Source organism: Bradyrhizobium sp. HKCCYLRH2060, assembly GCF_051168135.1.
Lineage (GTDB): Bacteria > Pseudomonadota > Alphaproteobacteria > Rhizobiales > Xanthobacteraceae > Bradyrhizobium.
This window is the reverse complement of sequence record NZ_JBNPUK010000020.1, coordinates 59695-71986: the sequence shown is the minus strand read 5'-3', so window position 1 is coordinate 71986 and position 12292 is coordinate 59695. Positions and strand designations below refer to the sequence as shown.

General features: G+C 64.1%; 11 protein-coding genes. 3 read left to right on the top strand and 8 right to left on the bottom strand.

From position 1 onward, the window contains the following. Positions 1 to 12: 12 nt before the first annotated feature. The 7 genes from ACQR10_RS29100 to ACQR10_RS29070 form a co-directional block, all read right to left on the bottom strand. Positions 13 to 465, bottom strand: a complete 453-nt coding sequence (locus ACQR10_RS29100; RefSeq protein WP_316216368.1) for an SPW repeat domain-containing protein — start codon at positions 463 to 465, stop codon at positions 13 to 15. Continuing rightward, positions 462 to 893: a PQQ-binding-like beta-propeller repeat protein gene (locus ACQR10_RS29095; RefSeq protein WP_316216367.1), complete on the bottom strand. Its 432-nt coding sequence runs from the start codon at positions 891 to 893 to the stop codon at positions 462 to 464. Before ACQR10_RS29095 ends, ACQR10_RS29100 begins: the two co-directional genes overlap by 4 nt. Further along, positions 845 to 2623: a PQQ-binding-like beta-propeller repeat protein gene (locus ACQR10_RS29090; protein WP_434848333.1), complete on the bottom strand. Its 1779-nt coding sequence runs from the start codon at positions 2621 to 2623 to the stop codon at positions 845 to 847. The genes ACQR10_RS29095 and ACQR10_RS29090 overlap by 49 nt, the downstream gene beginning before the upstream one ends. A gap of 287 nt (positions 2624 to 2910) precedes the next feature. After that, positions 2911 to 3516: a PRC-barrel domain-containing protein gene (locus ACQR10_RS29085; RefSeq protein WP_316216365.1), complete on the bottom strand. Its 606-nt coding sequence runs from the start codon at positions 3514 to 3516 to the stop codon at positions 2911 to 2913. Positions 3517 to 3603: 87 nt separating this feature from the next. Continuing rightward, positions 3604 to 4002 carry a BA14K family protein gene (locus tag ACQR10_RS29080; protein ID WP_316216364.1) on the bottom strand — a complete coding sequence of 133 codons (399 nt, stop codon included), beginning with the start codon at positions 4000 to 4002 and terminating at the stop codon, positions 3604 to 3606. Between the two features lie 126 nt (positions 4003 to 4128). After that, on the bottom strand, positions 4129 to 4788 hold the full coding sequence (locus ACQR10_RS29075; RefSeq protein WP_316216363.1) for a response regulator transcription factor: 660 nt from the start codon (positions 4786 to 4788) through the stop codon (positions 4129 to 4131). After that, positions 4785 to 6809, bottom strand: a complete 2025-nt coding sequence (locus ACQR10_RS29070) for a sensor histidine kinase (protein WP_316216362.1) — start codon at positions 6807 to 6809, stop codon at positions 4785 to 4787. Before ACQR10_RS29070 ends, ACQR10_RS29075 begins: the two co-directional genes overlap by 4 nt. A gap of 129 nt (positions 6810 to 6938) precedes the next feature. Here ACQR10_RS29070 and ACQR10_RS29065 point away from each other — a divergent pair, with 129 nt between their 5' ends. Beyond that, positions 6939 to 7748 (top strand): Crp/Fnr family transcriptional regulator, encoded by an 810-nt coding sequence (locus tag ACQR10_RS29065; protein ID WP_316216361.1) that lies wholly within the window; start codon positions 6939 to 6941, stop codon positions 7746 to 7748. A gap of 173 nt (positions 7749 to 7921) precedes the next feature. Beyond that, entirely contained in the window at positions 7922 to 9184 is a 1263-nt protein-coding gene (locus ACQR10_RS29060; protein ID WP_316216360.1) for a cation:proton antiporter, read from the top strand. A 136-nt stretch (positions 9185 to 9320) separates the two neighbouring features. On the opposite strand, the gene ACQR10_RS29055 is transcribed toward ACQR10_RS29060, so the two are convergent. Beyond that, complete coding sequence (locus ACQR10_RS29055) at positions 9321 to 9764, bottom strand: MgtC/SapB family protein (RefSeq protein ID WP_316216359.1); 444 nt, start codon at positions 9762 to 9764, stop codon at positions 9321 to 9323. 222 nt (positions 9765 to 9986) lie between these two features. Between ACQR10_RS29055 and ACQR10_RS29050 the strand changes: the two genes are divergently transcribed. Then, positions 9987 to 12287: an FdhF/YdeP family oxidoreductase gene (locus ACQR10_RS29050; protein WP_316216358.1), complete on the top strand. Its 2301-nt coding sequence runs from the start codon at positions 9987 to 9989 to the stop codon at positions 12285 to 12287. Positions 12288 to 12292 lie beyond the last annotated feature (5 nt).

Here is a 12292-nt window from a genome sequence, read left to right as displayed (position 1 = left end):
GAGAGGCCGCAATCAGCGCGAGGCCGGCGCCGTCTGACGCAGCAACCAGAGGCGCGAACATGCCAGGGCCAGAGTCACGACGCCGCTCAGCCCCACCGTGACGGCCGCCGTTCCGGGCAGATCGACGAAGGCCGGCGACAAGATCGCCAACAGCGACGCCAAGACGAGAATGTATTCCTCCCAAGCTTCGAACGCCCTCAGGGCTGCCACACTGGTGACAGCGATGACCGCCCCCAGCACGCCGGCCGTCCGCGTTGCGACGTTTGTGACGGGACCGCCGAAGCCGAGCACCCAGGGCGACGAGAACAGGAAGGCCCCGACAATCAAATTCGCGACGTCGCACCAGGACCCGTTCGAGAACGCTCCGCTCGCCGCACTCCTGAACGACGTGTGATCGAAACGCTTCAAAGCCGGTGCATGCCCGCCGGCTCGGGGAGTACGCCACGTATTGCTTTCAACCGTCATTGAGCTTCCCTCCGGGTCGTTGCGGCAGGACTTTGCGGCAAGGCATATGCGACGACGGCATCACCGATCGGCGTTTCCATGAAATGGTGGCCGCCCGCCATGATGACGAGATACTGACGCCCGTCGGCCTCGTAGGTCATTGGCGTCGCCTGGCCGCCCGCCGGAAGGGTGTCGCTCCAGACCGTCTTCCCGGTCCTGATATCGATCGCGCGGATCAGGTTGTCGGTCGCGGCGGCAATGAACACAAGTCCTCCTGCTGTCACGACCGAGCCGCCATTGTTGGGCGTTCCGATGCGGATGGGCAGCATCGACGGGATGCCGAACGGTCCGTTGGTCCGGGCCAAGCCCAGGGGTCGGTCCCACAACGTCTTTCCAGACTTCAGATCGATGGCGCGGATGCCGCCGTAAGGTGGCTGCTTGCAGAGCATGCCCGTGAAAGGCAGACGCCAGCCGGCGTTGACGTTGATGGCGTACGGTGCACCCTGCTGTGGATCCCCGGCCCCTTCCGGACCTCCGATCGTCCCGCGCGCCTGCTCCCGCGGAGCCCAGCCGCGCCGATTGGCCTCGTCGCGCGGAACCAGCCTGTTATAGTTCGGCATGTCGTTGTAGTTGGCAACGAGGATGCCGCGGACCGGATCGAGCGCGACACCGCCATCCCCTGATAGTCGGCGCGCCTGAACTGAATGCGGCACACCATCTGATCGATGGGAGAAATGCCCCACATGTCGCGTTCGGTGAGATCGGGCCGACGAAGCGTATGGTAGGAGGAAAACGGCTGCGTTTTGGCACGCTCCTTCGGCTCGACGCCGCCTTGTGGCACGGGGCGTTCCTCCACGCCGACCAGCGGCTCGCCGGTCCGGCGGCCCAGCACGAAGATGTCTCCTCGCTTGCTGGGCAGAACGAGGGCGGGAACAGACTGGCCCGTCTTGTCGGGGAAATCGGCCAGCGTGGCCTGAGAGCCGAGGTCGTAGTCCCAGACGTCATTGTGAACGGTCTGGAAGTGCCAGGCCGGCTTGCCCGACGTCACATCGATGGCCACGAGCGACGTGGCAAATTGTTTTTCGACCTCCGAGCGGCTGCCGCTCCAATAATCGACCGCCGAGACCCCGAGCGGGAGATAGACAAGCCCAAGCTGTTCGTCGCCAGACGCGGTCGTCCACATGTTGGGCGTGCCGCGGCTATAGGTCTCGCCGAGGGCCGGCGGCGCAGCTCCATCCGGCCTCGCCATGTCCCAGGCCCAGCGCAGCTTGCCGGAGACCGCATCGTAGCCCTGGATGACGCCTGACGGAGCATCGCGCTTCTGTCCATCGAGGATCTGATGTCCCACCACGACGACGCCGCGAATGACGGTCGGCGGCGACGTGATCGAGTACATGCCGGGATCATGCCGCCCGATCCCGGTCGCCGTGTCGACCTGACCTCCGTAACCGAACGACATGCAAGGTTTGCCGGATTCGGCGTCGACCGCGACGAGACGTCCATCCAGCGTTCCTTCGAACACCCGGGCCGCGCAAAGTTGCGCGGGATCGGCATCCGGCACCGCGAAGTACGCGACACCGCGGCAGGCGGCCGTATAGGGGATGAACGCGTCGGGAACGCGAGGATCGTAGCGCCAGCGCTGCTTTCCGGTCGACGCCTCGACGGCGATCAGAATGTTCTTGGGCGTGCAGACATACAGCAGGTTGCCGACTTTCAACGGAGTCGTCTCGGCGCCATAGGTGTTTCGCGTTTCGTCGGATGGAAGATCACCGGTGTGGAACACCCATGCTCTGGTCAGTTGGCTCACGTTCGTGGGGTTAATCTGGTCAAGCGGCGAATAGCGTCGTGCGCTGTAGCTCCCGCCATAGGCGGGCCAGTCCGCGCCTGCCTTGAGCAGCGAGGAATCGCTCATGGCGGCGCCGGCCGCCGTCCCCGGCACCGACACGGCCGCCGCTGCATTCGAGGACACGAACATCATATAGCCCGTTCCCACCAGCATCAGCGTGCCCACTGCGACCGTGGCCGGGAGCTCGAACGCATGGCGGTAGGCGCGCAATGTCGGCGCCAGGAGGATGACACATACGAGCAACACGGCGGGACCGACCGTCCTGGGCACCAACGCCCATCCGTCCGTGCCGACCTCCCACCACGCCCAGGCGACCGTGACGAGAAACAGCAACGAGTACACCACGCGCCCTCGGCACGGCGACGCGCAAGAAGGTAGCCGGACAGGATCAAGGCGATGCCGGCCGGAAGATAGTAGAACGAGCCGCCAAGGGCGATGAGCCAGGCGCCGCCGATGCCCAGGACGATCCCGATGACGATCATCACGACGCCCAGGAGGAGCGCCATCCAGTCAGCTGCCGACCTGCTACGCCACATGCCCGTTCTCGCTGTCTATCGATTTGAAAAGCAGCCGCGGCGGCAAGCCGGAGCGGCACGCACGCCGCTCCGGCTCGTCGTCGCTCACATGTTGCTGGGGTACTTGAATGACGGGGCGGCCTTCAGCTGCTCCGCCGTCGTGTCCATCGAGGCATGCCACCGCCGATCGTTCTGATCATATTTGATATTGATCGCCGACGGACGCACGGCCACGTACTGATCGCCGATGCCGAGAAAGCCGCCGACGGACAGAATGTAGCCGTCGACACCATTCTCGTTGAAGGCGATATCCTTGATGGTGCCGATGTTCTGCTTGGCCATGTTGTAGACGTCGAGTCCGATCATCCGCGATCCGAGCCCGTCCTTGGCCGGAACGGATGTGAAGGCGCCGCCGGGCGCTGCATCCGAAGCGGAGCCCGCCGATGCCGCAGTGTTCGCCCCGACCGTCGCGGGTTCGCCCGTCACATTCGCTCCGACGAACACCATGATCGGATTGCCCGACCGGTCCTTCGCCTGGATGACGGTTGGGGCGGAGATCACCCGCACATTCGTGAAGCCGGACTGCTGGAGGTTGGCGACGATGTCCTGGCGACCGCTCTGATTTGCGGCCGGTGCCTGCGATGCCGTCTCGGCAAGCGCTGCCGTGGATGCCAGGGCTGTCAGCGCCAGCGCTGTCGTCAGATTTCGCATAAAATTCACCTTCTTGACGTAAGTGTTCGATCTCGAGCGACCGTCGATGTCATGAGGAGGATTCCCTCCTCATGATCGCGCCGCGGTTTACGGACAGGGATGGCGCTGTCCGTCATAGCCGAGATAGGTGCCGGAGCTCGGGTCGTAGGACCTGAAGCGCTGCGAACAATAGGCGTCGGTCTCTGCCGCCTGCGCGCGGCTGTTGGCGATGGCTCCACCGATCACCGCGCCGGCTGCCAGACCGCCGATCGCCGGTCCCCAGCCGTAACCGCGTCCGTAGCGGTGATGCCAGCCGTAACCCCGATGCCCGTAGCGCCAGCCGCCGCCACGCCAGCGCGCCTCGATCACGTTCGTCCCGTTGACGCTGCTTCCGGCTGTAATCGGCGCCTTGGGAGATATCACGGTTGCCGCGGACGCCATGTCGGCGCCCGAGAGGATCGCCACGAACGCAACAGCTGCGACTGGAACTGCGTTTCTGATGGGCATGGAGTTCTCCTTCGTTTCGATTTGCGAAGGACCAATCCGCGCCAGCTGCCCGAGTTCTCCTGAAGTGTACCGCTGCGTACCATGCGGGCTACCGTGCATCAGCGGCAATCTGTCGCGATCATCAGCTTATTTGGCGAGATCGCCGAGCCATCCCTGCGACACGCCATAACGCACGATGTCGGCTCTGGTGGACAGGCCGAGCTTCTCGACCGCCCTCGACTTGTGCGTCTCGATCGTCTTCACGCTGACATCCAGGCGTCCGGCGATTTCCTTGTTGCTGAAGCCCTGCGCGATGAAGCGCAGTACTTCAGTCTCGCGCGGTGTCAGTTCATATTGAGATGCTTTGCCCGGAGTCGACTCGTCGACCCGTGCAGCCGGCAGGAGCTTCTCCGCGACAGCGGGATCGAGATAGACGCCGCCTTCGGCAATGGCCCTGATGGCGCGCACCAGATCTTCGGCCGCGGAGCGCTTGAGCAGATATCCACGCACGCCGGCCTGCATCATCGGTTCGACATAGGCGCGATCCTCATGCACCGTGAGCGCCAGCATCCGTACCGACGGCACCTTGTCCGCAATCCTGTGCGCCAGCTCGATGCCGCCGATGACCGGAAGCGAGATGTCCAGAACCGCGATATCCGGGGTTTCACGCGCGATGAGTTCGAGCGCGGTCTCGGCATCCGTGGCCTCGCCGACGACCTCCATGTCGCCGACGCGCTCCAGGAGCGCCTTCATCCCTGCAAGCACGAGGGGATGATCATCCGCTAGCGTGATCCGGATCGGCGTCAAGATCTCAAGCTCCCGTTGATCACCGGCACCGTCATGTAGAGTGTCGTTCCGTGCCGGGGCTCGGTTTCGATCGCGAGCGTTCCTCCCAGCAGCGACATTCTCTCTTCGATGAACGAGAGCCCAAGCCTCTGGCTCGCGCCGTCAGGACTGGCGCGGCGATTGGGATCAAATCCCTTGCCATCGTCTTCCACGATGACGCGGAGCTCCTCTTCGCGCCGGTCCAGCACGACGCTGACGTGCCGCGCCCCCGCATGCTTTGCCACATTGGTCAGGGCTTCCTGAATGGCGCGATAGATCGCGCTCTCGACCTCCGGCGGAAGCCGGCCCGCACGTCCCAACGTCTGGACATCCGTGCTGACGCCGAATCGTCGCGACCATTCCGAACAGAACGCCTGCACCGCCTTGTACAATCCGAGATCGTCCAGCGCGGCGGGACGAAGATCCGCAGCAATCTGGTGGATGTCACGTCCAATGTCGCTCGCAAGCGCCTGCAACGCGTGCAGGCTGTCGAGCTGTGCGGCCTGCCCGGGGAGTTGCGCAATCGCCTGCTCGACGTTCTTGAGGCCAAATAGCAGGCCGGTCACGGTCTGACCGATCTGGTCGTGCAATTCGCGCGACAGGCGCTTGCGCTCATCCTCTTCCGCCTTGCCAAGTCGCCTCAGAAGACGCTGCCGGTCGAGCTCTGCGCGCTTGCTGTCGTCGATGTCGACAAGAACGGCGACCACGACCTCACCGCCTGTATCCGGCCGATGCGAGCAGCGGCCGTTGACACGCAGCCAGCGCGGCTGTGGCGTCGCCGTTCGAAAGTCCACCGTGACGGCCTGGTCTCCGCGACAATGCAGCAGAGCGTTCCTGACCGCAGCACGGTCGGCCGGCTCGATGGCTTCGACAACGCGATCGAGTGCGAGCGTCAGGTCCTCATGGCCGGCCTCGTCGCTCAGCTGCAGCATCTGGAGGGCGCGCCCGGAGGCGATGACGTCACCCGTCGACACGGTCAGACTGAAGACGCCGAGGTCCGCGGCATCGACCATGATGCGTCGCCGCTCTTCACTGGCCTTCAGGGCCAGCGCCGCCTGGGCCTCCTGCTCCAGACGCCGCTGCGAGATATCCCGCGCCGTAAACCACACGAGCGCCATGCCCAGCGTCAGGCTGACTGCACCTCCGCTGGCAAGGACGAAGGCCGACCGGCGAACCGGCGCATCGAGCTGATCTGTCGGGATTCCAAGGTGAACCGACCAGCCGCTGGTGCCCGGCAGCTCCTTGAAGATCGAATCGACGCGGGCGCCTTCCGGTGTCGTTGCCGTATAGTTTCCTTCCGATCCTTCCGAGATCGCCTGCCGAACGGCAGCGCCGGCCGGCCTTCCGAGCTCGAACGACTCGCCGATTGTCCGTGCGACGATGTTGCCTTTCGCGTCGACGACGACACCGACCCATCCGGGTGGAGCGCCGGCGCCCTTCAGGATCTGGCTGACCGCATCCGGCACCAGAGCGACCGTCAGCACGAATTTCAGTTCACCGTGTCGTTCGACCGGCGCCCTGAGCGCAACGAGCCGTTTGCCGGAAATGGGGCCGATCGGGCCAATGCCACCGATCGCCGCCTTGCGGGTCGCCAATATCCGTTCGAAGTTCTCGCGGTCTGCCGTGGCTCCGAGGTCAGCCCCGATGGGCCGCAGCAGATTGAGCACTTGATTGCCTTTGGGATCGACGAGCTCGATCGTCTCCCATAGCGGCCTTGCCTGTTTGATGCGGAGCGCTTCGATGTAGAACGAGTCCAGATCCGGCGCATCGAGGCTCGCAGAGGTGGCGAGCGTCTCCGCAATCTCGACCTGAAGGCCCAGCTCGGATGACAGACGGCCGACGACGCGGTTGAGCGTCTCGAGTGCGGCGACGCGCGAATCGGTTCGGGCCTGGCGGGCGTTCAGGAAGACCACCCAGCCGGCAAACAGGATCAAGGGAATTGCGGCGGCCATGACCAGGAGCACCAGGGACCGCCGGGCGGCACTCGCTTTCTGACTGGTCAATCTATCCCTCAAAAACCAGGTTCTCTCAGAGTCAGGTTTTTCCTGACGGCGCCTCACCGTCAGCCCGACTGGGATGAGCGTCCTGCACTCACCATCAATAGTCAAATGGCGATGGCGAGGACGGTCGACATGCTGAAAACCGACACGATAGACGATCGCGCGTGGACCGCGGGACCACCGCAGACCATCAACGCCCGGGGATTGCTCTGCACCGATCCGCAGGAGACAGGCAACGCGCTGCTCAGCAGCCTTTCGCGTCGCTCCCGCCAGAACCTGCTCGAGCGCTGCGAGAGCGTCGATCTCGCGGCCAGAATGCGTCTGCAGGATCGTGGGGTTCCCATTCAGTATGCCTACTTCATCGAATCCGGCGCGGCATCCGTGAGTACGCGGGCGGGAGACTGTCTCCAGGTCGAAATTCAGACCCTGGGCAAAAAGGATTTCGTCGGCATTCCCCTGGTTCTCGGCATGCGCATCTCGCCGCATACGTGCACCGTCCAGGTACCGGGAACCGCACTGCGCATCCGCGTCGAAGCGCTGATTCACGCGATGACCACGGACCGCGAGGTCGAAAAGATGCTGCTGCGGTACGTCCAGGCAACCCTCATTCAGAGTTCCCAGCTCGTGGCCTGCAACTCGCGACACAGCCTGAATCAGCGCGTTGCGCGATGGCTGCTGGTCGCCAGGGACCGGACGGACAGCCCGGAGATCGGCATCACCCATCGCTCGATCGCCCAAGCGCTTGGGGTGCGGCGGGCGAGCATCACCGACACGTTTGCCGAAATGGAGGCTGCCGGGCTCATCCGCCGCAGCCGTAAGCACATTGCGATCACCAACGAGGCCTGCATGGCGGAACTGAGCTGCAACTGCCACCGCGTCATCCAGGCTGCCCACGAGAACACCCTGTTCGGAAATCCCGGTCTGCACATCGAGCGGCGGTGACCTTCGGGGTACCACCTGGGACTTTCGCGAGGAACGAACGATCTCCCGACGGCATTCCCTGAGACGATGCCGCCGGTCCGCCCGAGCAGGCACGGCTGGTCTGGACGGCTGCGTGCGGTCGAGCATCAGGTCCAGCTCCGCATCGCGACGCCCGACAAAGCAGTGAGAGCGACTTGGCGTTTTCCCTTCTGGACCTGAGCGCGATCCTGCTGGTTCTCTCGGCGCTGTTCGGCTGGCTAAACCAGAAGTACAGTCCGCTGCCGCACACGATCGGCCTGTTGTTGATGAGTGTCGTGGTCTCCGGCATTCTCGTGCTGGTCGACGTCGCCGCGCCGTCGCATCACCTGTTCGCGCCGCTGACGAATGCGCTGCTCCAGATCGACTTCTCCTCGGTCGTCATGAACGGGATGCTCGGCTTTCTCCTGTTCGCCGGCTCGCTGCACGTCGATCTCAAGCAGCTCAGGCGCCGGGCTGTTCCGGTGATCACTCTGGCCCTGCTTGGTACGGGCATCTCGACCGTGGTGGTCGGCTTCGGCTTCTACGGTGCGTGCACGGCCATCGGCCTGCCGATCTCACTCGCCTGGTCGCTGGTCTTCGGCGCCCTCATCAGTCCCACCGATCCCGTGGCGGTTCTGAGCACGCTCAGGAACATCCGCGTCCCGCCGGACCTGGAGATCGAGATGCAGGGCGAGTCGCTCTTCAACGACGGCATCGGGATCGTCCTGTTCACCATTCTGCTTCGCTATGCCACGGGTGGTGGCGATGTCGGTGCCTCCGACATCGGCCGTTTGCTGCTGTTCGAAGCCGGTGGCGGAATTCTCCTGGGTCTGGCGGGCGGCTATATCGCCTACAGGGCCATGCATGCGATCGATGACTATGCGATCGAGGTTCTGCTGTCCTTGGCGCTCGTCACCTCCGTCTACGCGGTTGCCTTGCGGCTACATTGCAGTGCGCCGCTCGCGGTGGTCGCTGCCGGATTGCTGATCGGAGATCGCGGCCCGCGATACGCCATGAGCGAGCAGACCCAGCGCTATTTGTTCGGCCTGTGGACCCTGATCGACGAGATCCTGAATTCGGTTCTCTTCCTGCTGATCGGCCTGGAGGTTCTCCTGCTCCGCTTCGGCACGCTGGCGCTGCTGGGAGCCGCAACGGCGATCCCGATCGTGCTGCTGGGCCGGCTGACCGCCGTCAGCCTTCCGCTGCTGTTCCTGGCGCGGACCACGCTCGTCTCGGCCCACAACATCCCCTTCCTGACCTGGGCGGGTGTTCGAGGCGGCATCTCCGTCGCGCTGGCGCTGTCGCTTCCGGAAGGAGCGGCCAAGGCTCCCATTCTCGCAGCCACCTATGCGGTCGTCGTGTTCAGCGTGATCGTCCAAGGATCGACGCTCGGCCTCGTTGCGAAGCGGACGTTGTCGCTGTCGGACAAGAAGGCTTGACAGTAAGGGGCGCCCTACCCTGCTGCCTTGCAATCGCCAGCGGTGACCGCGCCGCCCGCAAGCCGGGCGCACGCTTCACCCGTCGCGTGATATCGACGCTATGCGCAACGCAACACGACGGCGCTGGGGCGAGCCGCTAGTCCTTGATCCCCGTGGCGCGCTCCAGCCATCCCATGCCGAACAAGACCAGCAACGTGATCGTGATCGCCGCCCCGACCAGAAGCCAGGCCCCTAACGCACAAGCAATTCCGAGCCCCGCAGCGATCCAGACGGTTGCCGCTGTTGTCAGTCCGCGAACCGTCTTCGCGCGCTGGTCTCTCAAGATGACGCCGGCACCGATGAACCCGACCCCGCTGATCACCCCGGTCAGAACACCCTGGATCACCCTCGAGATCGCATCCGGGTGATCCCGCAGGTCCTTGAACTCGATCGCCGCGATCGACACCAACGCAGATCCGAGAGAGACCAGTGCAAGCGTTCGCATGCCCACGGCCTTGCCGCGCATGTCCCGATCGATCCCGATCAGCAGGCCGGTCGCGGCCGCCACCAGCAGGCGCAGAACATCGTCGTAATGATCCATGGTCGCCTCCGGTCACGTTCCAGCTTCTCTTCCATGACAGCGATGGCCTTCGCCCAGGCAAGTTCATCCACTGATCGCCGAGGTCCGGAGTGGAAACAATCGAGGCCGCCGCCTGGCCCGGCCCTTGGTACGGCACCGGACCGTCAGCCGACGTCGACCGACGGCCGTTTGGAACGGCGTCTTCGTGAGTACGTTGGGCGAGCACGCCTGCAGGAGTACGTCATGGCTGAGAGCGACAATACGGTCACCCATGACGAGGAACGCACCGTCCAGTATGACGGTCCGGCCGGAGGTTGGGGCTCGCTGAGAGGCATCTCACGCATCTTCGGCAAAGAATGGGACACTCCGACGGCCATCGAGACGTTGATGCGGCAGAATAAGCCGCGCGGCTTCATGTGCGTGTCCTGCTCCTGGGCCAAGCCGGCGACCTATCACACTTTCGAGTTCTGCGAGAACGGCGCAAAGGCGACGCTGTGGGAGCTGACGACCCACCGCTGCACGCCTGATTTCTTCGCTTCACACACCGTGAGCGAACTGCTGTCCTGGTCCGATTATGATCTCGAGCAGCAGGGCCGGCTGACTCAGCCGATGCGGTACGACAGCGCGAGCGACAAATACATGCCCTGCAGCTGGGACGAGGCGTTCTCGGCGATCGGCGCACAGCTGAACCGGCTCGATCCGAAGTCGGTGATCTTCTACTCATCAGGCCGCGCCAGCCTCGAAACATCCTATATCTACGCCCTGTTTGCGCGTGCCTATGGCTGTAACAATCTGCCTGACAGTTCGAACATGTGCCACGAGACGACCTCGGTCGCGCTCAAGACGGTGATCGGCGCCGGCGTCGGCACCGTCGTGTTCGACGACCTCAAGAATTGCGATGCCATGTTCTTCTTCGGGCAGAACACCGGCTCGAACAGTCCGCGCTTCCTGCATCCGCTGCAGGAGGCCGCCAAGCGCGGCGTCCCGATCGTCACCTTCAATCCGGTCCGCGAAAAAGGCCTCGTCGCCTTCACCAATCCACAAAGCCCGACCGAGATGTTGACCGGGAGCGAAACTCCGATCAGCACCCAATATCACCAGGTCAAGCTCGGCGGCGACATCGCCGTCATCATGGGCATTTGCAAATATGTCTTTGCGGCCGACGACGAAGCCAAGAAGCAGGGCAAGCGCGTTCTCGACGCTCCCTTCATCGCGCAGCACACCAGCGGCTTCGAGGCGTTCGAGGCCAAGGTTCGCGCGACGTCATGGCCCGAAATCGAGCAAAGGTCAGGGCTGAGCCAGGGTGCCATCGAACGGGCCGCGCGGATCTATGTCCAGGCCGACCGCGTCATCGCCATCTACGGCATGGGATTGACCCAGCATGTCCACGGCTTCGAGAACGTGGCCATGCTGGTAAACATGCTGCTGCTGAAGGGCAATATCGGTCGCGACGGCACCGGCATCTCTCCGGTCCGCGGCCACTCCAACGTGCAGGGACAGCGGACGGTCGGGATTTCCGAGAAACCGGAGCTGGTGCCGCTCGACAAGATCAAGCAGCAGTTCGGCTTCGATCCGCCGCGCGACAAGGGCATGAACACCGTCGAGGCCTGCGAGGGCATTCTGACCGGCAAGGTCAAGGCCTTCTTCGGGCTCGGCGGCAATTTCGTTCGCGCCATCCCTGAACGCGAGGCGATGGAGAATGCCTGGCGCTCCATGGAGCTCACTGTACAGATCGCGACAAAGCTCAACCGCAGCCATCTCGTCAACGGCAAGGCGGCGTATCTGCTGCCGTGTCGCGGGCGCACCGAGGAGGACATGCAGGCGTCGGGACCTCAGGCGGTCACGATGGAGGATACGTTCAGCTGCATCCAGGGGTCGATCGGAATGCGGAAACCGGCGAGCGAGCACCTGAAATCCGAGATCGACATCGTCGCCAGCCTCGCCAAGGCGACGCTGGCGGCAAATCCAAAGCTACGATGGCGCGAATGGGTCGGCGACTACGCACGGATCCGGGATCTGATCGCCGAGACCTATCCGGATGAGTTTCACGATTTCAACGCGCGCATGTTCACGCCCGGCGGGTTCTATCGCGGCAATTCGGCGCGCGAGCGCATCTGGAAGACCAAGAGCGGACGGGCGGATTTCACGGTGCCCGAGACGCTCGATGCAGCCGGCTTCGACGATGCGCCGGGACGCTACCGGCTGCTGACGATGCGCAGCAACGACCAGTTCAACACCACGATCTACGGTTTCAGCGATCGCATGCGCGGCATCGAGGGCACGCGGCAGGTGCTGCTGATGAGTCCCGAAGACATCGCCGGCACCGGCCTGAGCGAAGGCCAGATGGTCTACCTGGTCAGCGACGCCGAGGACGGGATTCACCGCGAAGCGGGCCCGCTGAAGGTGACGCCGTTCGACCTGCCTCCGGGTTGCGTCGGCGCCTATTATCCCGAGATGAATCCGCTCGTCCCGCTGTCTCACCACGATTGCCAGTCGAAGACCCCGGCATCGAAGTCGGTGCCGGTCAGGATCAAGGCCCAGTAGAGCGA

Coding starts and splice junctions, on each gene's coding strand:
- ACQR10_RS29100 (WP_316216368.1), bottom strand. CDS start 465: ATGACGGTTGAAAGCAATACGTGGCGTACTCCCCGAGCCGGCGGGCAT.
- ACQR10_RS29095 (WP_316216367.1), bottom strand. CDS start 893: ATGCTCTGCAAGCAGCCACCTTACGGCGGCATCCGCGCCATCGATCTG.
- ACQR10_RS29085 (WP_316216365.1), bottom strand. CDS start 3,516: ATGCGAAATCTGACGACAGCGCTGGCGCTGACAGCCCTGGCATCCACG.
- ACQR10_RS29080 (WP_316216364.1), bottom strand. CDS start 4,002: ATGCCCATCAGAAACGCAGTTCCAGTCGCAGCTGTTGCGTTCGTGGCG.
- ACQR10_RS29065 (WP_316216361.1), top strand. CDS start 6,939: ATGCTGAAAACCGACACGATAGACGATCGCGCGTGGACCGCGGGACCA.
- ACQR10_RS29055 (WP_316216359.1), bottom strand. CDS start 9,764: ATGGATCATTACGACGATGTTCTGCGCCTGCTGGTGGCGGCCGCGACC.
- ACQR10_RS29050 (WP_316216358.1), top strand. CDS start 9,987: ATGGCTGAGAGCGACAATACGGTCACCCATGACGAGGAACGCACCGTC.